The sequence below is a fragment of the Dermacoccus abyssi genome, assembly GCF_003515945.1.
GTDB classification, from domain to species: domain Bacteria; phylum Actinomycetota; class Actinomycetes; order Actinomycetales; family Dermatophilaceae; genus Dermacoccus; species Dermacoccus abyssi.
Window position 1 is genome coordinate 266,841 of the sequence record NZ_QWLM01000002.1, and the last position, 23,771, is coordinate 290,611.

Consider the following 23,771-nt stretch of genomic DNA (forward strand, 5'->3'; position numbering starts at 1 on the left):
CGGGCTCAGGCGGTGACGGCGTCGAAGGCCGCGCGCAGCTCGTCGCGGCTGGGCCCTTCGAGGCGATGCGTGTCGCCGATGGCGTGCAGGACGACGAAGCGCAGCAGGTTTCCTCGGGTCTTCTTGTCGCGCCCCATCACAGTGAGCATCTCGTCGAAGTCGCCCCCGCTGTACGTGGTCGGCAGTCCCAGTGCTGTGACAACGGCGCGCTGGCGCGCCACCGAAGCGTCATCGAGAACGCCCGCAGCGCGAGCCAGTTCGGCCGCGAACAGGCACCCCACCGCGACGGCGTCGCCGTGACGCCAGGTGTAGTTCTCGCGCTGCTCGATCGCGTGGGCGAACGTGTGGCCGTAGTTGAGGATCTCGCGCAGGCTCGACTCCTTGAGGTCGGCTGCGACGACATCGGCCTTGACCTGCACTGCTCGCTCGACGAGCTCGGTCAGCGCCGCGCCACGCACGTCGAGTGCCGCTTCGGGAGACGCCTCGACGATCTCGAGGATGCGCTCGTCGCGGATGAACCCGCACTTGACGACCTCCGCGAGGCCGGCGGCGACGTCGCGCGCCGGCAGTGTCTCGACGGTCTCGAGGTCCGCGACGACGGCGAGCGGCTCGTGGAAGGCGCCCACGAGATTCTTGCCCTCCGCGATGTTGATGCCGGTCTTGCCGCCGACCGCGGCGTCGACCATGGCGAGCACCGTCGTCGGCACCTGAACGACGCCGACACCCCTTAGCCAGGACGCAGCCACCCAGCCCGCGAGGTCGGTCACCGCTCCCCCGCCGACACCGACGACCACGTCGGTCCGCGTGAATCCGGCCCGAGCCATGACGCCCCACAGGTGCGCGCTGACCTCGACGGTCTTCGCGGCCTCGCCGTCGGGCACGGCCTCACGCAGCACCTCGATCCCGCGCGCGGTGAGATCAGCGGCGACGCGCTCGGCCACCGCGGCCACGGCGGCCTGTTCGATGACGAGCACGCGGGCGGCGGTGTCCGGCACCGCAGCCGCGGCGCGCTCGAGGACGCCGCGTCCGATCGTCACGTCGTAACGATCGGCAACGGAGATGACGCTCATGTGGGGCTCCCTGACGTGGTGCGGTCGGAGGCGTCGCTCGGCGCGGCGCGAACGGGCACCGACGACGGCAGCGGCCGCTTACCGCCGGTCGATGCGGCCCGTTCGTACCCTGCCTCGATGAGGGCTTCGATGATGCGGGTGGCAGACGCGCCGGTCGTGCCACGTGAGGTGTCGACCTCGACCGTGCCGACTTCGGCATACAGGTGGCGGCGCTCGGCGTAGATGCGGCGCCAGGTCTCCAGACCACCGCCCGCCAACACGGGGCGCGACGTGTCCCCGCGGATGCGGAATCCGGCGTTTCGCTCGTCCACCGTGAGGGAGACGACGACGTGATCGGCCAGGGCTTCTCGCGTCAGGGGGTCGAGCACCGCCCCGCCGCCGAGGGCCAGAACTCCCTCGAACGACTCGAGTTCGCCGAGGATCACCTCACGCTCGAGGTCACGGAAGGCCTGCTCACCGTCGGACGCGAAGATATCCGAGATGGGTCGTCCCGCGCGCTCGACGACGACGTGATCGCTGTCGCGCAGTTCCACGCCCCACCGGGCGGCGAGACTGCGACCGACGGACGTCTTGCCGGACGCCATCGGCCCGACGAGCACAGCCCGCGGTCGACGGCGCGGCGGCGTCACGTCCGTCACTCCCACGTCGTGAGGAGCTCAGGGATGTTCGCCAGGTAGCTCTCGTAGTTGCGGCGCGTCTCGGCGACGCTGTCGCCACCGAACTTCTCGACGCAGGCCTCGGCCAGGACGAGGGCGACCATGGCCTCGGCCACGACGCCGGCAGCGGGAACCGCGCACACATCGGAGCGCTGGTGGATGGCCGTTGCGGCCTCACCGGTGGCGAGATCGACCGTGGCCAGGGCGCGCGGCACCGTCGAGATGGGCTTCATCGCGGCACGAACCCGCAGCACGTCACCGGTGGACATGCCACCCTCGGTGCCACCGGCACGGTTCGTGCGACGGCGGATGACGCCGTCGGTGCGCTCCATCTCGTCGTGGGCCTCGGAACCACGACGGCGCGCGGTGGTGAAGCCGTCACCGACCTCGACTCCCTTGATGGCCTGGATGCCCATGAGGGCACCCGCGAGACGCGAGTCGAGGCGGCGGTCCCAGTGAACGTGCGAACCGAGGCCGGGCGGGAGGTTGTACACGCAGACCTCGACGACGCCGCCGAGGGTGTCGCCCGACTTCTTCGCCGAGTCGATCTCCGCGACCATCGCCGCGGAACCGTCCTCGTCGAGGGTGCGCACCGGGTCGGCGTCGAGGCGGGCCACGTCATCGGGGCCGGGCAACGGAGCGTCATCGCTGACGGCCGCCGTGCCGACCGCAACGGTGTGGCTGACGAGGTGAATGCCGTAGGCCTGCTCGAGGAAGCGCGCTGCGATCTCGCCGAGGGCGACGCGGGCCGCCGTCTCACGGGCCGAGGCGCGCTCGAGCACGGGGCGGGCGTCGTCGAAGCCGTACTTCTGCATGCCGACGAGGTCCGCGTGCCCGGGGCGCGGACGCGTGAGCGGCCGGTTGCGGGCGATCTCCTTCTCGGCGTTGACGTCGTTGGACGCCGCGTAGGCCTCGGCCTCGACGGGGTCGGGAGCCATGACGGTCTCCCACTTGGGCCATTCGCTGTTGCCGATCTGCAGGGCGAGCGGAGAACCGAGCGACACCCCGTGGCGCAGACCGCCGATGAACGTCACGACATCCTGCTCGAACTTCATGCGCGCGCCGCGCCCGTAGCCGAGGCGGCGGCGGGCAAGGGCGTCGGCGATGTTCTGGCTCGTGACCTCGACACCGGCCGGAAGGCCCTCGATGACGCCCATGAGGGACGGGCCGTGCGACTCACCTGCGGTCAACCAACGAAGCATGCCGGTCATCATTTCACGGCGTCGGAGGCCGCCTGCATCATGTCCGCAATGGGGGCGGGCGTTGCCGTGAAGAGTTCGAACTGCGCGGCGGCCTGATGGACGAGCATGTCGAGTCCGTTGACGACGGTGGCACAGCGCTCCTGCATGACCTGCGCGAGGCGCGTCGGCCAGTCGGCGTACACGACGTCGAGCACGTAGGGCCCGGCCGCCGGCCCGATGCGCAGCGAGGGCGCGTCGACGAGGCGGTCGGCGACGACGTCGGCCCCGCCCTGCGGAAGCGTGGAGACGACGAGCAGACAGCGACCGACGAGGGCCGGCATCTCGTCCGCGTCCTGGCGGACGACCTGTGCGTCGATCCCGAGCTTGTCGGCGAGGGCCAGGGTTTCGGGACGTGCCGTGGTCCGCACGACGAACGTCACGTCGCTGACACCGAGCTCGGCCAGAGCCGCGATGACGGCGCGAGCCGTGGCGCCCGAGCCGAGAACGACCGCGTGCTGGGTGCCCTCGCACCCCGCACCGCGCAGGGCACCGACGACTCCGGCGACGTCCGTGTTGTCGGCATGCCAGCCGTCGTCCGTAGACACGAGCGTGTTCGCCGCGCCGACGCCCCTGGCGAGCGGCGTGGCCGTCGCGGCGGCCGCCAGGGCGGCCTCCTTGCACGGCATCGTCACCGAGAGGCCGTGGACATCGGCGTCGAGTCCGGCGAGGAACTCGGGCACCTCGTCAGCCGTCACCTCGGCGCGGTCGTACGACCAGTCGGTGAGGCCGGCCACCCGGTAGCCCGCCTCGTGGATGACAGGCGAGCGCGAGTGACCGATCGGCGAACCGATGACGAGCGCCCGAGGCATCAGCACTTACCAGGGTTCTTCTGGCACCACTCGCGGAACTTCTTCTCGTTCTCGAGCTGCTGGTCGTAGGTCTCCGAGAAGAGCGTCTCGCCCGTCTCCTGGTTGACCGTGACGAAGTACTTCCACGGGCCGGGCGTCGGGTTGGCTGCCGCCTTGATCGCCGCGGCACCGGGGCTGTTGTACGGCGTCGGCGGCAGACCCTTGTGCTTGTACGTGTTGTACGGGCTGTCGCTCTGACGGTCTTCGTCACTCGTCGTCACCGTGCCGCGCTTGTGAATGACGTAGTGCACGCTCGAGTCCATCTGCAGGGGCATGTCCTCGTCGAGGCGGTTCTCGATGACGCGGGCGACCTTGCCGTCGTCAGCGCCGGCCGGCGACTCGGCCTGCACGATGCTGGCCTTGGTCAGCACTTCCTGGAGCTGGTCGGCGCGAACGTTGAGCGAGTTGAGCTGGTCCTTGGTGTTCTTCACCATGGCCTGCAGTTGCTCCTTGGCCGTCATCGACTTGTCGAAGTCGTAGGTCGAGGGGAACAGCCAGCCCTCGAGCTTGCCGTTCATCGACTTGGGCAGGCCGAGCTGGTTGGCGGTGACCTTCTCGTACTCACTCACCGGGCGACCGCTGCCCTTGGAGAGCTTCGCGAAGATCTCGCTCTGCCACAGACCTTCCTGAATGACGATGCCGCCGCCGACGCGGTTCTTCGGGTCCTGCAGTGCTGTCAAGGCGGACTCGGCGCTCTGCTTCTTGCGCAGCTTGTAGGTACCCGGGGTGAGGTTGACCTTCGGGTTGGCAGCCATGGCCTCGACGAACGCGGACGTCGACTTCGTGACGCCGGCCTCGACCAGGGAGGAACCGATCGTGCTGCCGGCGTCGCCCTTGTTGATCTTCACCTCGACGGTTTCGTCCTCACCGGCGCCGTCGTAGTCGCCGCCCTGGCCCTGGAACGAGGGCAGGCCGAGGCCGAGAGTCCGCCAGGCGAACGTTCCGCCGACCAGAACGAGGACGAGGGCGAGAACGAGGGGAACCATGCCGCGGCGACGGTTCGGGTTGTAGTCGACCGACGTCTCCCCCGCCTCACGACGACGCTCCGCTTCGCGCAGTGCCTCGTCGCGGTCGCGTCGCTCACGACGCGTCATGGCCGGATTCTTGCGGGCCTTGGGCAACGCGGCGCGAGTCTGCGCTCCGCGCTCTCCCTCACGACGCACGGCCTGGCTCGGATCGACCTCGTCCTCGGCGCGGCCGAAGAGTCGATCTCGGGGCGAACTACCCATGGTGCGAGCCACCTTCTTTCGTCGTGCGCCGGGCGCGGGGTTTGCGCCCACCGACCTCGGCCCCGGGGGGCCGGCCGGTTCCGCGCTCGGTGTCGAGCGCAGCTTGCAGGATGAGTACCGCCGCCTGTTGGTCGACGTGCGTGCGGTGCTTACGTCCCGCCACCCCGCTGTCGTGCAGGGCACGGTGTGCGGTCACCGATGTTAGACGTTCGTCGACGAGAACCACGCGAAGCTGCGGCCGAATGCCCTTCAGCGTGTTGGCCCACGCCCGGGCCGCCGCCGTGGACGCAGTGTCCTCGCCCTTCATGTTGAGGGGCAGCCCGACGACGACCTCGAGCGCCTGAGCCTCGTCGGCCGCTTCCGCGACGGCGACGACGTCCTTGTTCGTCGACTCCGCTCGAGCGAGCGTGCGGATCGGGGTGGCCATGATGCCGGAGGGGTCACTGGCTGCGAGGCCGACACGTACCGTGCCGACGTCGACGCCCAGTCGCACTCCGGTTCTCATGGCCACCCCGCCCGTATCAGTTCGTGACCGTGCGGCCGACGGTGTGCTCGACCTCGGCGAGCGCCTCGCCGAGCTTGGAGGCGTCCTGGCCACCGCCCTGGGCGAGATCCGGCTTGCCGCCGCCACCGCCGCCGAGGACACCGGCCGCTACCTTGACGAGGTCACCGGCCTTGACGCGCCACTCGCGTGCAGGGGCGTTCGTCGCCACGACGACGACCGGACGGCCCTTGCTCACACCACCGACGGCGACGACGGCCGGCGACGAGTCACCGAGCTTCGAGCGTAGGTCCATGGCGAGGGTGCGAGCCGAGTCACCGTCGAGCGACTCGTCGTGATGCGAGACGAAACGGACGCCGAAGACGTCCTTCGCGTTCTCGACGAGCGAGCCGGCCGCGGCGGCCATCTGCTGCTGCTTGAGGCGGCTGATCTCGCGCTCGGCGTCCTTGATGCGGGTGAGCATCTCGGAGATCTTCTCCTTGAGCTCACCTGGCTGCGCCTTCGTCATCGACGTGAGGTCGGCGACGAGAGCACGCTCCTTGGCGAGGTAACGCAGGGCGTCGATGCCGACGAAGGCCTCGAGGCGCCGCACTCCGGAACCGACCGACGACTCGCCCGTGAGGGACAGTGCACCCACCTGCGAGCTGTGGGCGACGTGCGTACCACCGCAGAGTTCACGCGACCAGGGGCCGCCGATCTCGACGACGCGCACCTGCTCGTCGTAGGTCTCGCCGAAGAGGGCCAGCGCGCCCCACTTCTTGGCCTCGGGCAGCGTCATGTACTGCGCGGAAACCGGCAGGTCGCGGCGCACCGCGAGGTTCGCCACCTCTTCGATCTCGCTGCGGGTCTCGGGCGAGAGCGCCGAGTTCCACGCGAAGTCCAGACGCAGGTAGCCGGGCTTGTTGTACGAGCCGCTCTGGAGCGCGGACGGGCCGAGCACCTCGCGCAGGGCAGCGTGCACGACGTGCGTGCCCGAGTGCGCCTGGCACGCGGAGATTCGCCACTCGGGGTCGACCTTCGTCTGCACACCCTCGCCGACGCGCACGGGGCCGTCGAGCACCTCGACGGTGTGCGCGATGAGGCCCTTGACCGGGCGCTGCACGTCGATGACCTTGAGTCGGCCACCGGGTGTGACGATGATGCCCTCGTCGGCGATCTGACCACCGGACTCGGCGTAGAACGACGTGCGGTCGAGCACGATCTGACCGTTCTGGCCCGGCTCGAGCTCCTCGACAGCCGTACCGCCGGAGACGAGACCGCGCACGGTCGCCTCGGCCTCGAGGCCCTGGTAGGCGAGGAACTCCGTCGCGCCCTGCTCGCGCAGCTGCGTCCACACGGCGACGTCACCGTGACCGGTCTTCTTCGCCTTGGCATCGGCCTTGGCACGCTCGCGCTGCTCGGTCATGAGGCGACGGAAGCCCTGCTCATCGACGCTGACGCCCTGTTCGGCCGCCATCTCGAGCGTGAGGTCGATCGGGAAGCCGTACGTGTCGTGGAGGCTGAAGGCCTTCTCCCCTGACAGCACCGGCGCAGCACCGGAGCCTTCGCTCGACGTCGCCTGCTTGGCCTTGTTCACCGCAGTGTCGAGGATCGTCGTGCCCTGTACGAGCGTGCGGCGGAACGCCTCTTCCTCGGCGTAGGCGATCTGTGAGATGCGCGCGAAGTCCGTCTTCAGTTCCGGGTACGACTGCGACATGCGCTCCATCGAGATCGGGAACAGGTGCGGCAGGGCCGGGTCGGCGTAGCCGAGCAGGCGCATCGCGCGCACGGCGCGGCGCAGCATGCGGCGCAGCACGTAGCCGCGCCCTTCGTTGCCGGGCGTGACGCCGTCACCGATGAGCATGAGCGAACTGCGCACGTGGTCGGCGACCACCCGCAGGTGCACGTCGTCGGGGTGGCTGCTGGCCGACGACTGGCCCGAGTGCGCGCCGTAGCGCTTGCCGGTCATCTCGGCCGCCATGTCGAGGACGGGGTAGACCTCGTCGATCTCGTAGAGGTTGTCGACGCCCTGCAGCAGCGACGCCATGCGCTCCAGACCCATGCCCGTGTCGATGTTGCGCTTCGGCAGTTCGCCGGCGACGTCGAAGTCAGCCTTGCTACGCACCTGCGACAGTTCGTACTGCATGAAGACGAGGTTCCAGATCTCCATGTAGCGGTCCTCGTCGACCGCCGGGCCGCCCTCGGTGCCGTACTCGGCGCCGCGGTCGAAGAAGATCTCCGAGCAGGGGCCACCGGGCCCGGGCACGCCCATGCTCCAGTAGTTGTCGTTGGCGTCACGGCGCGTGATGCGCTTCTCGTCGACGCCCACGACGTTCTTCCAGATCTCGAAGGCCTCGTCGTCGGTCTCGTACACCGTCGGCCACAGGCGCTCGGCATCGAGTCCGTAGCCGCCGGCGCTCTGGTCGGTCGTCAGCAGTTCCCAGGCGAACTTGACGGCGTCTTCCTTGAAGTAGTCGCCGAAACTGAAGTTGCCGTTCATCTGGAAGAACGTGCCGTGACGGCTCGTCTTGCCGACCTCTTCGATGTCACCGGTGCGAACACACTTCTGGACGCTCGTGGCACGCGTGAACGTGGGCGTCTGCTGGCCGAGGAAGTACGGCTTGAAGGGCACCATGCCCGCGTTGACGAACAACAGGTTCGGATCGTCGTAGATGAGCGGGGCGCTCGGCACGACCGTGTGGCCCTTGCTCTCGAAGAACTGCAGCCAACGGCGCCGGATCTCGGCGGTTTCCATCAATCGCCCTCACTGGTAGGTGTCGTACGGGTGTGCGTCCGCCATCATCCCATGCGCGACGGGAGTTCGAGTGCCCCCACCGGCGCGGGTCGCGAGGCGCAGCGGGTCAACGCTGCTTCGTCACGCTCCCTGAGGTCTTCCCGCTCATCGCCTGCTTGATGCCGTAGCCCACCGAAGCGACCTTGAGCATCGGCCGACCGACGGTTGCCACGGTGAGCGAGGTCAGCGCGTTGAGGTTGTTGGACATGGTCGCAAGGTTGGCGGTGATGGCGTCGAGTCGTTCGATCTGGCCGTTCGTCGCGGTAACGGTGTTCGTCATCTCGGTGATGAGCGGCAGGGTCTCGTCGCTCACCTTCCGCACAGCGGCGCTGGCCTCGTCGAGAACGGCGCCGGCCTTGTTGATGACGCCGCCGAGGCGCCACACGAGTACGGCGAACGCCACCGCCGCAATGAACCCGGCGATCTCACCCACGGAAACGCTCATCTCGTCACACCCCTTCTACTGCGCCCATTATGACCGCACACGTCACAGCCCTCCCGCGCGGGAGCGGGAGGGCTGGACGCGCACAGTGCGCAAACCTACTGAGCTGAGTCGGCCACCGATGTGGCCGCGCGGCACTGACCGATCGACCCCACGTCACACGACGTCGGTGCGAACCTCCGGGAAGTGGCAGGCGACGCGGTGGCCCGGCGCCACCTCGGTGGCCTCGGGCTCGACCTGGGCGCACAGGTCCTGAGCCTTGGGGCAACGCGTGCGGAACACGCAACCCGACGGCGGGTTCTGCGGGCTGGGCAGGTCGCCCTTGAGCAGGATGCGCTCACGCTTGCCCTTGAGCGTCGGATCAGGAATCGGCACCGCCGAGAGCAACGCGTGCGTGTACGGGTGCTGCGGCCGCTCGTAGAGCGTGTCGCGATCCGCGTCCTCCATCACCTTGCCCAGGTACATGACGATGACGCGGTCGGAGATGTGACGCACGACGGACAGGTCGTGTGCGACGAAGACGTACGCCATCTTGTCGCTCTCCTGGATCTCCTCCAGCAGGTTGACGACCTGAGCCTGGATCGACACGTCGAGCGCCGACACCGGCTCGTCGCAGACGATGACCTGGGGCTTGAGCGCGATGGCTCGCGCCACACCGATGCGCTGACGCTGACCACCCGAGAACTCGTGCGGGTAGCGGTTGTAGTGCTCGGGGTTGAGACCGACGCGCTCCATGAGCTCCTGAACCGCGTTCTTCACACCCCCCTCGGGCTTGACGCCCTGGATGTCGAACGGAGCGGCGATGATCTTGCCGACCGTGTGACGCGGGTTGAGCGAGCCGTGCGGGTCCTGGAAGACCATCTGCAACTCACGGCGGATGCGACGCAGATCGCCGCCCTTGAAGTTGGTGATGTCCTCACCGGCGAACTCGATGGTGCCGCCTGTGGGTTCGAGGAGCTTGAGCATCGTGCGGCCGGCCGTCGACTTTCCACAACCCGACTCGCCCACGAGACCGACGGTCTCGCCGCGGTGGACGACGAGGTCGATGCCGTCGACGGCCTTGACGGGGTTGTCGGGGCGACGGATGAGGCCCGCCTTCTTCTGCGGGAAGTGCTTCTGAAGGCCGCGGACACGCAGCACCTCTTCACCGACGGCGACCTGCTTGGCGCCCTCGACGGTGTTCTCCTGTGCGGGGGTGGTCATGCGTCATCTCCCAGCTTGGTGGCGCCGTGGGCCTCGACGGGTCCAGCGGCGGCGGGCGTGTCCATGGTGCGGGCCTGCGCCGGCTCCATGTGCTCGGCCTTCTGCTCGGCCGTGAGGAAGCAGCGGGCTTCCTGATCACCGAAGGAGTACAGGTCGGGCATCTCGGTGTCGCACCGGTTGCCAGGAACGAGATGCCTGAAGGCGCAGCGGGGAGCGAACGAGCAGCCCTTGGGCAGGCTGATGAGCGACGGAGGGTTACCGGGGATCGGGTCGAGCTTCTCGCGGCGTGCCTCGTCGAGGCGCGGCATCGAGTTGAGCAGTCCGACGGTGTACGGGTGCTGCGGCTTCGCGAAGGTGTCGTACACATCACCGCGCTCGACGGGTCGTCCGGCATACATGACGAGCAGGTCGTCGGCGACATCGGCGACGACGCCCAGATCGTGCGTGATGATGATGATCGCCGACTTGAACTCCTGCTGGAGGTCCAGCATGAGGTCGAGGATCTGGGCCTGCACGGTCACATCGAGTGCCGTGGTGGGCTCGTCCGCGATGAGCAGCTTGGGGTCGTTGACGAGTGCCATGGCCGTCATCGCGCGCTGACGCATACCGCCGGAGAACTCGTGCGGGTACTGGTCGACGCGCTTCTGCGGGGACGGGATGCCGACACGGGCGAGCATGTCGATGGTGTGCTCGCGAGCTTCCTTCTTCGAGGCCTTCGGGTGGTGAACCTTGTACGCCTCGATGATCTGCGCGCCGACCGTGTAGTACGGGTGCAGCGCCGAGAGCGGGTCCTGGAAGATCATCGACATCTTCTGGCCGCGCAGCTCGCGAAGGCGCTCCTCCTGGATGGTGAGCAGGTCGTCACCGTCGAAGTCGATCTGGCCACTGATCTGCGCGTTGGTTCCGCGGTTCAGACCGAGGATTGTCGTACTCGTGACCGACTTGCCCGAACCGGACTCACCGACGATGCCAAGGGTCTGGCCCTCGTAGAGGTCGAAGCTCACACCGTCGACCGACTTGACGACACCGTCGTCGGTCGGCCAGTGGACCTTGAGGTCGCGCACCGACAGCAGCGGACGGCCGGACTTGTCGACGACCTTCTTACCGGGCTTCTCAGCCGAAGCGGTGAAGCGCTCCTGTGCGTGCTTGGCGTCACCGGCGCCCACCTTGGCAGCGGCGGTGGCGACAGCGTCCCCGGCCTTCGACACTGCGGCCTCGGCCGCGTCCCCGACCTTGTCGGTGACGCTCCGTGAGTCACTGCCGAGATGACGGGCGTTCGAGTTGGGCGTCGAACCGCCGGAGTTCTTCTTGAGCTTGTCAAACATGCGGTTCTCCCTCATCCCAGCTTCACGCGCGGGTCGACGACCGCGTAGAGCACGTCGACGACGATGTTCATCACGATGACGAGCGTCGACAGGACGACGACAATACCGACGTTCATGGGCAGGTCCGGAACGAGCGTCGAGTTGACGACCAGCTTGCCCAGACCGTCGTAGTTGAAGACCGATTCCGTGATCGGTGCACCGCCGACCAGGACGGCGAAGTCGATACCGGCCATCGTCATGATCGGGGTGACGGCAGCACGCATCGTGTGCTTCCACAGGATCTTGCCCTTGGCCAGACCCTTGGCCTTGGCCGTACGCAAGTAGTCCTCGCTCATGGTCTCGAGTACATAGGCACGCGTCATACGGACATATCCGGCGGCCGTGAACAGCGCCAGGGTGAGCGCCGGGAGCAGCAAACCCTTGAACCAGCCCAGGAGCCCGCCTGCTTCGATCGTGACGTACTCGGGCACTTCGACCAGGCCCCACTTGAGTGCGACGAACTGGTAGAGCAGAAGCCCCATCGCGAAGGTCGGGAAGGAGTAGAAGAACAGAGCGGTACCGACGACGGATTTGTCGACGAACGTCCCGTTCGTCAAAGCCGCGACGATGCCGAACCCGACCCCCAGGACTATCACCAACGTGAACGCGACGATGGCGATGGAGAACGAGATGGGGAACGCTTCCTTCACCGCGTCCGTCACGCTCTGACTTGCCAACGGGGAGTAGCCGAGGCAAGGAGCCTCGCACTCGGCGATCGTCTCCGGCGCCTTCGCCTTCAGTTCGGGGTCGTCGGGGAACTCGCGCCCGGCGACTGTGCCCTTGACGAAGTCACCCCACTGAACGAGAACCGGCTTGTCGTACCCGAGGGCCTTGCGGTTCTGCTCGATGAGCTGCGGCGTGCAGTTCTTGCCGCAGGTCTGACGGGCCGGGTCCTTGCCGGCGGCGAAGAAGAGCACGAACGTCACGAGCGTGACCATGAGGAGCATGATCAGACCCGAGAAGATTCGGCGGATGACGTAGGCAACCATGAGCTTCCGGCCCTCGCGGGCTGTCCTCTCGAACGGGGAACAGGATGAGTTCGAATGCCGGTCTGCGACCGGCGAACCGGCGGGGCATCGGTGGATGCCCCGCCGGTCAGGTGGTGATCAGGCGATCACTTGGAGACGCCGATGGCACCCAGGTCGGGGTACATCGAGGTCGCCGGGTTGTTGATGTAGTTCGTCACCTTCGAGCCACGCAGGTAGTAGAACTTCTGGATCTCGAGCGGGATGTACGCAACGTCCTCACCGAGCTTCTTGTCGATCTGCTTGTAGACCTCACCGGCCTCGTCGACGGACGTCTTCTTGGCCGCCTCGTCGATCATCTTGTTGACCTCGTCCGACTTGTAGTTGCCGTAGTCCTGGCCGTTCGACTTCTCGGTCAGGTTGAGGCGGCTGTCGAAGAGTGCCGGGATGACGGTGCTGGCCGACGGCCAGTCCGCCCCCCAGCCGCCCCAGAACACGTCGCCGTCGGCCTTCGGGTTCTGGATGACGTCGTAGTACGTGTCGGTCAGACCGTTGAGCGTGACCTTGAAGCCGGCCTTCTCCCAGTTGTCCTTCATGGCGCCGGCCTGCTTGTCAGCGGTCGGCGTACCACCGGAGTAGGTGAACTTGATGTTCTTCTCGGACGCCGGAACGCCCTCGAGGAGCTTCTTCGCCTTCTCGATGTTGCCCTTCGGAACGTCCGTGAACGCCGGGTTCTTGGCGTAGGCGGTGGTCAGCGCGGGGTTGATGATCGAGTACGAGGGTGCGAAGGCCTTGTCGCCACCGCCAGCGGTGATCCAGGCGTCCTGGTTCGTCGCCGCGAGGAGGGCCTGACGGACCTTCAGGTTCTTCATCTTGTTGAAGTTCGGGACGAGGTAGTCGACGTACGGCGACTCGACGTTGACCGAGCGCTTCTGCGAGTCACCCTTGATCTGGCCGTACATCGACGGCGGGATCGAGCGGTCCGTGATGGCGGACTTGTCCTTGCCACCGTCGGCGATCAGACGCTGGTTGATGATCTCGTTCGTCAGACCTTCCTTGAACTCGATCTTGTCCGGGAGGGCCTTGCGGACGCCGTCCGTCTTGGCGTCGTAGTGCTCGTTGCGCACGAACGTACCGCCCGTGCCCTTCTTCCAGGTGCCCTGCAGCTTGTACGGGCCGTTGGAGAAGATGGCGTAGTTGCTCTTGTCGCCCTTGTCCTTGTCCTTGCGGTACGGGTCGAACGCACGCAGCGACGCGACGGCCAGGTTGAAGTCCGGCCACGCCTTGTTGAACTTGTACGTGATCGTCTTGCCCTCACACGTGACGGCCTTGTCGAACTCCGCCTGGCCTTCCTTCTTGTAGGGGCCGTTGTACGCGGGGGCGTCACCCTTCTTCGGGATGTCGAGGAAGCCGATCGCGTAGTTCGGGCCACCCGTGATGACGTCGGTGGCGAACGTGCGGCTCAGGCCGTACTTGAAGTCGGCGCAGGTGATGTCCTTGCCGTCCTCCCACTTGACGCCGTCCTTGATCGTGAACTTCCACGTCTTGCCGCCGTCCGACATCTTGCCCGTGTCGGTAGCGAGGTCGGCGACGGGCTTGTCGGCCTTGGCCTTGTCCTCCGTGACCGGGAACTGCACAAGCGAGCGGTACGTCAGGCGACCCAGGTTGGACAGGTCACGACCGATGTACATGCGCTGCGGGTCGAGGTGCTCCGCGGGCTTCTTCGTCAGGTAGTAGAGCGTGCCACCCGACCCCTCGGCGCCCGAACCCCCGGACTTGTTGTCACTCGAGCCGCCGCCACATGCAGCGAGGCCCATCGAACCAGCCACCGCCACGGCGAGGATGGAATACGACTTCTTGTTCATCGTCATCTCCTTGATGAAGCAGGATCCGCCGAGGCGATCCAACTGGCCTGACCGTTGCTGGTCAGGAGTACGGGGTGCCACGTGTCAGTGGCGGTCGGCCTTGGGGTCCAAGGCGTCGCGGAGGCCGTCACCGACAAGGTTGAAGCTCAGCACCAGCAGAGCAACAGACAGGGTCGGGGCGAAGAAGTAGAGAGCGTTGGTCTGCGCGTAGGCAACCGAGTCGTTGATGATGTTTCCCAGCGTCGGGGTGGGCGCCTTGATGCCGACTCCGAGGAACCCGAGGGCCGCCTCGGCCGAGACGAAGACCGGGAACAGCAGCGTGGAGTACACGAGCAGCGGGGCCCACAGGTTGGGCAGCAGCTCGGTGAAGTACAGACGCTTGTTCGTGGCGCCGAGGCTTCGAGCGGCTTCGACGAACTCGCGGTTGCGCAGGGTCATGACCTGACCACGAATGATTCGCGCGAAGGTCGGCCATCCGAACAGGCCCAGGACGAGAATGACGTAAAGGCCCACCGCGACGTTGCCCTTCGGAACTCCGATGTCTTCGAGGCGCGCGACCAGCGTTCCCGAAAGAGCGAGCAACATGAGCGTCTGCGGGAAACACAAGACGAGGTCGATCAAACGGCTGCACAGGAAGTCGACCTTGCCGCCGGAGAAGCCCGCGATGAGACCGATCACGAGACCGATGCTGATCGCCACGATCGTGGCGCACAGACCGACGATGACCGAGAACGTCACACCCAGCATGAGGCGGCTGAGCAGATCTGTGCCGCTACCGGGAACAACCCCCAGCAGGTGGCTTCCACTGATGCCGACCTTCGGGTTACCCGAGGAGTCGATCAACTCGCGGTGGTTCGTGAAGGGGTCGATGACGCCCATCTGGTCGAGGATCGGCGAGGCGATCGCGCAGAGGATGAACAGCGCCGCGATCATCATGGCTGCGAGGGTGCCCTTGTCCTTCTTCAGGCGACCGAGGGCGATCTGCCGAAGCGAACGCCCTTCGATCTTCTTGGGGCTCTCGGACTCCGCACCGTCGGGAGAAAAATTCTCGACGTTCGGATCGCCGGTGACCATCGCCAAGGCTCTGCCCTTTCGGTTGTTGCGCCCTGTAGGGCGCTTCTGTCCGTGCGCGAAAAACGTGGTGCGGGAACGAGCCTCGCTGTGCGCACCCACAGATCATGCCTCAGGGAAGGTATGATTCAAGCCTCACGACCCGAAGGTCACCAGATCGTTACCTTTCTCATCCGGTGAGACGAGGGTTAACAAATCGCGCAGCGGGGACGACACTTCCGCAACCTCACGCAGTGACCTGCATCAGATTGCAGGCTCAACGGCCACGGATCGTGGTGCGCAGCCAGCGCCACCGCTCACCGAGGCGCTCCTCCCAGCCGCGCGAGGTGGGGGCGTAGTAGTCCGCGTCCGCAAGCAGGTCGTCGGGCAGAAACTGTTGCGGCCCGACACCGGACGGTTCGTCGTGCGTGTATCGATATCCGGCCCCGTGGCCGAGCTGCGTCGCCCCGGCGTAGCCGGTACCGCGCAGATGAGGTGGCACGGCGCCTCCGCGCCCGGCACGGACATCGGCGATGGCGGCGTTGATCGCCGAGTAGGCGGCGTTCGACTTCGGAGCGAGACAGTTGTGGACGACGGCCTGGCCGAGGATGATCCGAGCCTCGGGCATGCCGATCTGCGCCACGGCGTGCATGGCGGCCACTGCGGTCTGCAAAGCCGTCGGATCTGCCATACCGATGTCTTCACTGGCCGCGATGACGATGCGGCGTGCGATGAAGCGCGGGTCCTCCCCCGCCTCGAGCATGCGCGCGAGGTAGTGAAGCGCGGCATCGACGTCCGAACCGCGCATCGACTTGATGAGGGCCGACGAGACGTCGTAGTGCTGGTCGCCGGCACGGTCGTAACGAACAGCGGCCGCAGCCATGGCCTGTTCCACCGAGGCCAGCGAGATCTCGCTCCCCCCTGCGTCCGTGGTGACGCCGGCGGCAGCTTCGAGTGCCGTCAGAGCTCGCCGGGCGTCACCCCCGGCCATGCGCACGAGATGGTCGCGCGCGTCGTCCGCGAGCGTGAACGCGCCTGCGAAACCCCGCTCGTCGGCGAGGGCACTGGCGATGACGGCGGCAACCTGCTCGTCGTCCAGCGACTTGAGCGTCACGAGGACGGAGCGTGACAACAGGGGCGCGATGACGCTGAAGCTGGGGTTCTCCGTCGTGGCCGCGACGAGGATGACGGTGCGGTTCTCCACTCCCGGCAGGAGCGCGTCCTGCTGTGCCTTGGAGAAGCGGTGGATCTCGTCGAGGAACAGCACGGTCGAGCGTCCGTACATCGCGAGGTGGCGGCCAGCCTCCTCCATCGCCTGCCTCACGTCCTTCACGCCGGCGGTAATCGCGGAGAGCTCGACGAAGCGTCGGTCGGCGCTGCCCGCGGCCATGTGTGCCAGCGTCGTTTTCCCTGTTCCCGGAGGACCCCAGAGGATCGCGCTCACCGGACCGGCAGCCCCCGATTGACCTTCGATGAGTCGACGGAGCGGCGAACCGGGCTTGAGGACGTCACCCTGCCCACGCACTTCCTCGAGCGTCCGCGGACGCATTCGAACGGCCAAGGGCGCCATGGCCCCGCTGGCTGCCGTACCGTCGCGACGTTCACCGTCGAGTTGGTTCGAGAACAGGTCATCGCTCATGCGCCCAGTCAATCAGGTGGACCCGACAGCACCCCGCTAGAGTTGGGCCGCCAGAACGAGAGCGGAGATGCACCATGTCCCAACCGAGCGGGGTCAAGGCGACCAGGCAGCGCTTCAACGTCTACATCGGCTGGATCGGGGTCGTCATCGGCGCGCTCCTTGCCGTGGCCGGGGCCTTCTCCCACAGCGGACGCCCGATGCTGTACTTCGGCGCCGCGTTCGCCGCGCTCTCGTTCTGTGTCATGGCGCGTCCGAGCCTGCGCTTCACCGCGGACGCCGTGATCGTGAGCAACGTCGTGCGTGAGGTCACTCTTCCGTGGGAGGGCATCTCCCACACGGATTCGCGGGGAAGCCTCGTCATCCACGACAACGACGGTGGCCGCACGACCGTCTGGGCAATCGGCTCCCAGAAGGCACGCAGTGACCGTGACATGCAGACCTCAGGCGCCGCGGGCTCGTGGCGCCCCGAACCCGGATCCCTGGTGGAATTGCCGACATCGTCACGTGCGTTGCGCGAGGCCCTCAATGCAGAGACCGTCGACAACCCCACCGGCACCCCGTCGGGCAAGTCCGTGCGTTTCCTCCCGCTCCCGACCGCACTCATGGTTCTTGCCGTTGTCTGCGTCGTCGTCGGGATTCTTGCGTGACCACCCGAACCTCCCAGGGCGGGCGCTACGGACACTTCGTCGCCCGTCGCGCGAAGTGGATCGCACTCGCGTGGCTCGTCGGCGTCGTGCTCGCTTTCGCCGGCACGAGCGGAGCCTTCGGCGGGGGCGGACTCTTCGGGCAACTGCAGCAGAAGGAGCCGTACGTCCCCGGTGAGTCCCACTTCGGCAACGAGAAGCTCCTCACCGGTGACAAGGCCGGCGGCAGCGTCCTCGTGCGCATCGACGGTCTCGACCGATCCGAGCAACGCTCCCTCGGCCCGCGCCTGCAGAAGGAGATCGACGCTGCCCCGCGCACGAGGTCCGTCGAGTCGGCCTTCACCCCCGCGGCTCGGGATCCGCGCGTGGCCGCGGTGTACACCTCGAAGTCCGCCCCACAATCGGTCGTTTTCGTCGCGAACCTCGAGCCGGGTTTGGCCAAGGCCGATCAGGAGAGGGCCTCCAGCGAGGTCACTCGCCGCGCGAAGGCCGTCGTCGGCGATGCCGGCACCGTCCGCACCGGTGGTTCGGTCGAGGTGCTCAAGCGCATCACCGACCAGGTCCAGGAGGATCTGCGCACCGGGGAGGGAATCGCCATCCCGCTGACCCTCGTCGTCATGGTCATTGTCTTCGGCGGCTTCATCGCAGCGGGCCTGCCTCTCGCGGGTGCGATCTCCTCCATCGGTGGTGGCCTGCTCGCCCTCTTCGGATTCGCCCAGTTCACCGAACTCGACGCCACCGTCGTCAACATCGTGACGATCCTGGGCCTCGGCCTGTCCATCGACTACGGCCTGCTCATCGTCGGGCGATTCCGCGAGGAACTGTCACGCGTGCGTGGTGACGACCGTGAGGCTCGGGACCTGAGCGACGCGGAGCTCGATCTCGCGACGGCTCGCACCCTCTCCACAGCGGGACGTACCGTCCTGTTCAGTGGCCTGACGGTCGCCATCTCCGTGTCGGGTCTGCTCCTCTTCCCGGCCTCGGTGACGAAGGCGGTCGGTCTCGCAGGCCTGTCCGTCGTTGTCGTCGCGTGCCTTGCTTCCCTCACCCTCGTCCCCGCATGCGCCCGCCTCGCGGCGCGGCGACTCGCTCGCAAGCGTGTCGTGCCGGACGCGGACACGGGTCGTTTCGCCTCGCTCGCCCACGGGGTGCAACGTCACATCTGGGTCTCCATCGCCGCTGTCGTGGCCGTGCTCGTGCTGCTCGCCACTCCCCTCGCCGGCCTGCGCCAGGTCAGTTCCACCGGCACGATGCTGCCCAAGGAGGACACGCAGCGGGTGCTTCTCGCCGATTTGCGCGAGGACTTCCCCGCGCTCGCCGAGCCCGCGGTCACCGTCGTCGCGAAGACCGACGTCGCGACCGCGACCGCCTGGGCCACACGGGACGTTGCGAAGGTTGAGCACGTGAGCGGCATCAACCCGACGCGCGATCTCGGCGACGGTTATGTCGCAGTCGGTGTTCGCGTCGCCGGTGCGACGCCCTCCAACGGGCGAACCGGCGACGTCGTCGATGCCCTGCGCTCAGACCGCCCCGAGTTCGACACTTGGGTCACGGGTCAACAGGCGAAGCTCGACGACTACAGCAAGGCCATTACCGCCCGCGCTCCACTCGTGGCACTCGTCGTCGCACTCGCGACGCTCATCCTGCTCTTCCTCATGACCGGTTCGCTCGTGCTCCCGCTCAAGGCATTGATCTTCAACGCGCTGTCACTGGCAGCGAGCCTCGGCGCCATGACGTGGATCTTCCAGAACGGGCACTTCGAAACCCTGCTCGGCTACACGAGCAACGACGCCGTCGAATCCACCGTGCCCGTCATTCTCTTGGCGTTCGGGTTCGGCCTCGCCATGGACTACGAGGTCTTCCTCCTGTCACGCATCGTCGAGGCGCACGAACAGGGCGACGACGACGCGCGAGCCGTGGCCGTCGGCATCCAGCGATGCGGCCGGATCGTGACGAGCGCCGCTCTGCTCATGATCATCGTCATGCTCGGCTTCGCCGCGGCCAAGATGATCGTCGTCAAGCAGCTCGGCGTCGGACTCGCGCTGTCGATCGCGCTCGATGCGACGCTCGTGCGCATGATCCTCGTCCCCGCGACGATGACGCTCATGGGCCGGTGGAACTGGTGGGCGCCGGCGTTCCTCAAGCGCTGGCACGCCAGGTTCGGCCTCACTCACTGACCGACGGAAACCACCAGATGAGTCGCGATGCGGACTCATCGGGTGGTGCGTTGGCGGAAATCAGTCGGGCAGGAGCCCTTCATTGCGCAGTGCAGCTCGAAGGCTCGCGACGTTGTGGCTCGCGTCCACGAGGTGCGAGCGCAGACCCACGCCGGACGCGGAGCGGACGTTGGCCGGTGAGTCGTCGACGAAGACGCAGTCACCCGGCTGCAGGCCGAGGGTCTCGAGGACGCGGACGAAGTACTGCCCCGCCGGTTTGGCTTCTCCCACCTCGCAGGAGAAGAAGTAGCCGTCGAGGCGGTTCGCGTAGCGTTCACGCATTGCCGCAACCCGGACGTCCTGCTGGTTGGTCGTGAGGTAGCACCGGTACCCGAGCGCGCGTAGCTCGTCGACCACGGACAGAGCCTCCTCGTCGAGGTCGAAGCGTCCCCACAGCGTCAGGGTGTCGTCGACATCGATGTCGCTGCCGACCGCCTGCGCCGCGGCGAGGAGCGCCTCACGCATCGTCATCTCCCCGCGCATGGCGGGCCGCTCGTGCTCGAAGACGGCCGCGGGGAAGGCCGCTCCCCCGACGTCGGCCAAGGCGGCCTCCCAGTCGTGGGACGGGTGCTGCAGCACGCCGTCGGCGTCGAGAAGGACAGCTTGCGGGGATGAAGTCATGCGACCCAAACTATCGCCCGGAAAAGCGGCGTGCCCCGCCACCCACAGGGGATGACGGGGCACAGCCGTCGATCAGGACTGCGTGGGCGAAACCTCGTCCGGTGCGGCCGGGGAAGCTGCGTCCTTCTTCGGCTCGGGCTTCGCGTCGATGCCGGCCTCCTTGCGCTGCTGCGCAGTGATCGGGGCGGGCGCGGCCGTCAGCGGGTCGTAACCGCCACCGCTCTTCGGGAAGGCGATGACCTCACGGATCGAGTCGACACCCGCGAGCAGCGACACGATGCGGTCCCAGCCGAACGCGATACCGCCGTGCGGCGGGGCGCCGAAGCTGAAGGCCTCGAGGAGGAAGCCGAACTTCTCCTGTGCGTCCTCCTGCGACAGGCCCATGACCTTGAACACGCGCTCCTGGATGTCGCGGCGGTGGATACGGATCGACCCGCCGCCGATCTCGTTGCCGTTGCACACCATGTCGTAGGCGTAGGCGAGCGCCTCGCCCGGGTTCGCTTCGAACGTGTCGAGGTACTCGGCCTTCGGCATGGTGAAGGCGTGGTGCACGGCGGTCCACTTACCCGCACCGACGGCCACGTCACCCGAGGCGACGGCGTCCGCGGCCGGCTCGAACAGAGGCGCGTCGACGACCCACAGGAAGCTCCACGCGTTCTCGTCGATGAGCTCGCAGCGCTTGCCGATCTCGAGGCGCGCCGCACCGAGCAGAGCCCGCGAGGCCTTCGTGGCGCCGGCGGCGAAGAAGATGCAGTCGCCCGGCTTCGCGCCGACGTGCTCGGCCAAGCCGGACGTCTCGGTCTCGGAGAGGTTCTTCGCCACGGGGCCGGTGAGCGAACCGTCCTCGGCGACGAGGACATACGCAAGACCCTTGGCGCCGCGCTGCTTGGCCCACTCCTGCCACGCGTCGAGCTGTCGACGCGGCTGGCTCGCGCCACCCGGCATGACGACGGCGCCGACGTACTCGGCCTGGAACACGCGGAACGTCGTGTCGGAAAAGAACTCGGTGCAGTCGGTGAGCTCATTGCCGAAGCGCAGGTCGGGCTTGTCCGAGCCGTACTTCGCCATGGCGTCGGCGTACGTCATGCGCGGGAACGGCGTCGGCAGGTCGACACCGATCGTCTTCCACACCGCCTTGGCGATCGACTCACCGAGCTCGATGACGTCGTCCTGCTCGACGAAGCTCATCTCGATGTCGAGCTGCGTGAACTCGGGCTGACGGTCGGCGCGGAAGTCCTCGTCGCGGTAACAGCGCGCGATCTGGTAGTAGCGCTCCATGCCGGCCACCATGAGCAGCTGCTTGAACAGCTGCGGGCTCTGCGGCAGGGCGTACCAGCTGCCCGGCGCGAGGCGTGCGGGCACGAGGAAGTCGCGAGCGCCCTCGGGCGTGGAACGGGTGAGCGTCGGGGTCTCGATCTCGACGAAGTCGCGCTCGCCGAGCACGGAACGCGCGGCCTGCGACACCTTCGAGCGCAGACGGATCGCGTCGCCAGGAGCCTGACGGCGCAGGTCGAGGTAGCGGTACTTGAGGCGCGCCTCTTCGCCGACGGTGATGCGCTCGTCGATCTGGAACGGCAAAGCCGCGGCCTCGGAAAGAACCTCGATCTCGTCGGCAACGACGTCGACCTCACCGGTCGGCAGGTTCGGGTTGACGTCCTTCGCCTCGCGGGCGGTGACCTTGCCGGTCACCTTGATGCAGTACTCGGAGCGCAGGCCGTGCGCGGCGCCGGTGAGCACCTCGTCGCGCGCGACGACCTGGACGACGCCCGAGGCGTCACGCAGGTCGACGAAGGCGACGCCACCGTGGTCGCGTCGCTTGGCCACCCAGCCGGTGAGGGTGACGGTGTCACCGACGTTCGACTGGCGCAGGGTTCCGGCTTCGTGGGTTCGAAGCATGATCTTCCTTTCGGGTCGGTCCACGACGGGTTCACCCGAAAGATGTTCGCGATAGCTGCGACTGGGTGCGCCCACGTGGGGGCAGCCCGGGAGGTGTGGGCGGGGGCCAGGTCGCGGTGCCACCACACCTTCGCCGAAAGAGCTTCGGCCTCTCGTCGGTGTCGCCGGACGCGCGTGCTGTTCGCCGAGCTTTCGAAGAGGCTCCGGTGGGTCGTCACGCCACCACGAACAACGCTTCCCATTCTAGGTGACGCGCGGCGATGGCCGCACCCGTGATTCCGCCCGGCCTAGTCTGGCGTCATGGACGTCGACGTAGTGCGCCGGGCCGCTGCGGCCATCGTGTGGGAGCCCGACTTCGCGGAGGTGGTTCGCACCGACGCCTTCACCCTGGTGAAGTACCCGATGTGGCTGCAGCAGCACTGCCAGGCCCACCGCCTCACCTCGCGCTCCCCCGCCGACGACGTCATCGACGCCGCCCTGGCGCAGGTGTGCTCGTGGAGCCGCGACACGGTGTGGTTCTGCGGCCTGAGCAGCGCCACCCCGAACCCTTCACTCGAGCCCAGGCTCCTCGAGCGGGGCGGGCACGTGGCCGAGACGTTGTCCGTGCTCGCACTCGATCTGAGCGAGGGCGTGCCGGACGTACCGGTGCCGGACGACGTGTCCACCGAGCCCGTCACCACACCCGACCTCGTGAAGGCCTGGGATGCCGTGAGCGATGAGGCGTTCGAGAACGAGACCCCGAACGACGAGGACCCCGACGTGAGGGCTCGGGCGTGCCAGGAGGAGTACGACCAGGGGCGCGGCGGCGTCTTCGTCACGGTGCTCGACGGCCGACCGGCTGCCTCCGGCGGCATGACGTTCTACCCCGACGATCGCCTCGTTCTCCTGTGGGGAGGATCGTCGACGAAGGCGGCGCGCGGGCGCGGGGCCTACCGCGCGAACCTTCTCGCCCGTCTTCGGCGCGCACACGAACTCGGGTATGCACATGCCGTCGTCAAGGGGCGGGTGACGACGAGCGCCCCGATCCTCACGCGGGTCGGGTTCGTCGACCTCGGCCAGGAGCGAGTTGTCGCTCTCGCGAGTCAGCCGAGTTCGTCGCCGTCGACGTAGAACCAGCGCCCGCCGCGGCGAGCGAAGCGTGAGTGTTCGCGAACGGCGCCTCGCTCCCCCGTGTCCGTACGGAAATGGGCGGCGAAGTCGACGGTGCCTTCGCTGTCGTCAGGCCCTCCTGCTTCGGTGCCCAGCACCTCGAGACCCAACCACGTCACGCCGTCGAGGTCGGCCACCTGCTCCGGGCGGGTACGCGGGTGCCATGTCCGCCACAGGTGGTCGGCGTCCCGACGGGCGAACGCCGTGTACCGCGATCGCATGAGCTGTTCGCACGTCGGGGCGGGCTCACCGTCGTCGACGAAGGGTGCGCAGCAACGCGCGTACGAGGTCTCGGCGGCGAAGCCACCGCAGGGGCATAGCTCCTCGGCATTCATGCGTTCGAGCCTAGTTGTCCTGCCCGGTCGTGTTGTTCGGGCCGGCTGACCCGGCCCCATCGA

At 67.4% G+C, this 23,771-nt stretch carries 20 protein-coding genes; 3 read left to right on the plus strand and 17 right to left on the minus strand.

The window, feature by feature from the left end; all coding sequences use genetic code 11:
• Window positions 1-5: 5 nt before the first annotated feature.
• From aroB to D1832_RS02885, 14 genes are all read right to left on the minus strand, one after another.
• Window positions 6-1,070, minus strand: a complete 1,065-nt coding sequence (gene aroB / locus D1832_RS02820) for a 3-dehydroquinate synthase (RefSeq protein WP_118912522.1) — start codon at window positions 1,068-1,070, stop codon at window positions 6-8.
• A complete protein-coding gene (locus D1832_RS02825) occupies window positions 1,067-1,699 on the minus strand; it encodes a shikimate kinase (RefSeq protein ID WP_147362597.1) in 633 nt (210 codons plus the stop codon). Before D1832_RS02825 ends, aroB begins: the two co-directional genes overlap by 4 nt.
• Window positions 1,700-1,704: 5 nt before the next feature.
• Window positions 1,705-2,928 (minus strand): chorismate synthase, encoded by a 1,224-nt coding sequence (aroC, locus tag D1832_RS02830; protein ID WP_118912574.1) that lies wholly within the window; start codon window positions 2,926-2,928, stop codon window positions 1,705-1,707.
• 8 nt (window positions 2,929-2,936) lie between these two features.
• On the minus strand, window positions 2,937-3,776 hold the full coding sequence (locus D1832_RS02835; RefSeq protein ID WP_206609342.1) for a shikimate dehydrogenase: 840 nt from the start codon (window positions 3,774-3,776) through the stop codon (window positions 2,937-2,939).
• Entirely contained in the window at window positions 3,776-5,044 is a 1,269-nt protein-coding gene (gene mltG / locus D1832_RS02840) for an endolytic transglycosylase MltG (RefSeq protein WP_118912525.1), read from the minus strand. Before mltG ends, D1832_RS02835 begins: the two co-directional genes overlap by 1 nt.
• The gene (gene ruvX / locus D1832_RS02845; RefSeq protein ID WP_118912575.1) at window positions 5,037-5,549 is read right to left on the minus strand and encodes a Holliday junction resolvase RuvX; all 513 of its coding nucleotides are present in this window, start codon (window positions 5,547-5,549) and stop codon (window positions 5,037-5,039) included. The genes mltG and ruvX overlap by 8 nt, the downstream gene beginning before the upstream one ends.
• 16 nt (window positions 5,550-5,565) lie before the next feature.
• The gene (gene alaS / locus D1832_RS02850; RefSeq protein WP_118912526.1) at window positions 5,566-8,280 is read right to left on the minus strand and encodes an alanine--tRNA ligase; all 2,715 of its coding nucleotides are present in this window, start codon (window positions 8,278-8,280) and stop codon (window positions 5,566-5,568) included.
• Window positions 8,281-8,386: 106 nt separating this feature from the next.
• Window positions 8,387-8,764: a DUF948 domain-containing protein gene (locus tag D1832_RS02855; protein WP_118912527.1), complete on the minus strand. Its 378-nt coding sequence runs from the start codon at window positions 8,762-8,764 to the stop codon at window positions 8,387-8,389.
• 153 nt (window positions 8,765-8,917) lie between these two features.
• Window positions 8,918-9,964: an ABC transporter ATP-binding protein gene (locus D1832_RS02860; RefSeq protein WP_118912528.1), complete on the minus strand. Its 1,047-nt coding sequence runs from the start codon at window positions 9,962-9,964 to the stop codon at window positions 8,918-8,920.
• On the minus strand, window positions 9,961-11,289 hold the full coding sequence (locus tag D1832_RS02865) for an ABC transporter ATP-binding protein (RefSeq protein ID WP_241510829.1): 1,329 nt from the start codon (window positions 11,287-11,289) through the stop codon (window positions 9,961-9,963). Before D1832_RS02865 ends, D1832_RS02860 begins: the two co-directional genes overlap by 4 nt.
• A gap of 11 nt (window positions 11,290-11,300) precedes the next feature.
• Entirely contained in the window at window positions 11,301-12,317 is a 1,017-nt protein-coding gene (locus D1832_RS02870; protein WP_118912529.1) for an ABC transporter permease, read from the minus strand.
• 125 nt (window positions 12,318-12,442) lie between these two features.
• On the minus strand, window positions 12,443-14,158 hold the full coding sequence (locus D1832_RS02875; RefSeq protein WP_241510830.1) for an ABC transporter substrate-binding protein: 1,716 nt from the start codon (window positions 14,156-14,158) through the stop codon (window positions 12,443-12,445).
• Between the two features lie 84 nt (window positions 14,159-14,242).
• Window positions 14,243-15,232 (minus strand): ABC transporter permease, encoded by a 990-nt coding sequence (locus D1832_RS02880; protein WP_118912531.1) that lies wholly within the window; start codon window positions 15,230-15,232, stop codon window positions 14,243-14,245.
• 253 nt (window positions 15,233-15,485) lie between these two features.
• Window positions 15,486-16,847 carry a replication-associated recombination protein A gene (locus D1832_RS02885; RefSeq protein WP_118912532.1) on the minus strand — a complete coding sequence of 454 codons (1,362 nt, stop codon included), beginning with the start codon at window positions 16,845-16,847 and terminating at the stop codon, window positions 15,486-15,488.
• A gap of 74 nt (window positions 16,848-16,921) precedes the next feature.
• Here D1832_RS02885 and D1832_RS15255 point away from each other — a divergent pair, with 74 nt between their 5' ends.
• Window positions 16,922-17,494: a PH domain-containing protein gene (locus D1832_RS15255; protein WP_182434631.1), complete on the plus strand. Its 573-nt coding sequence runs from the start codon at window positions 16,922-16,924 to the stop codon at window positions 17,492-17,494.
• Complete coding sequence (locus D1832_RS02890) at window positions 17,491-19,668, plus strand: MMPL family transporter (RefSeq protein WP_182434632.1); 2,178 nt, start codon at window positions 17,491-17,493, stop codon at window positions 19,666-19,668. The genes D1832_RS15255 and D1832_RS02890 overlap by 4 nt, the downstream gene beginning before the upstream one ends.
• Window positions 19,669-19,728: 60 nt before the next feature.
• Here D1832_RS02890 and D1832_RS02895 read toward each other — a convergent pair whose 3' ends face one another.
• Together D1832_RS02895 and aspS are read right to left on the minus strand one after the other, a co-directional pair.
• Window positions 19,729-20,328: an HAD-IA family hydrolase gene (locus D1832_RS02895; protein ID WP_118912534.1), complete on the minus strand. Its 600-nt coding sequence runs from the start codon at window positions 20,326-20,328 to the stop codon at window positions 19,729-19,731.
• A gap of 72 nt (window positions 20,329-20,400) precedes the next feature.
• Window positions 20,401-22,224 carry an aspartate--tRNA ligase gene (gene aspS / locus D1832_RS02900; protein ID WP_118912535.1) on the minus strand — a complete coding sequence of 608 codons (1,824 nt, stop codon included), beginning with the start codon at window positions 22,222-22,224 and terminating at the stop codon, window positions 20,401-20,403.
• A 300-nt stretch (window positions 22,225-22,524) separates the two neighbouring features.
• On the opposite strand from aspS, the gene D1832_RS02905 reads away from it, so the two are divergent.
• Window positions 22,525-23,334 carry a GNAT family N-acetyltransferase gene (locus D1832_RS02905; protein WP_118912536.1) on the plus strand — a complete coding sequence of 270 codons (810 nt, stop codon included), beginning with the start codon at window positions 22,525-22,527 and terminating at the stop codon, window positions 23,332-23,334.
• Here the strand turns inward: D1832_RS02905 and D1832_RS02910 are convergent.
• Entirely contained in the window at window positions 23,307-23,708 is a 402-nt protein-coding gene (locus D1832_RS02910) for a YchJ family protein (protein WP_118912537.1), read from the minus strand. The genes D1832_RS02905 and D1832_RS02910 overlap by 28 nt on opposite strands.
• Window positions 23,709-23,771 lie beyond the last annotated feature (63 nt).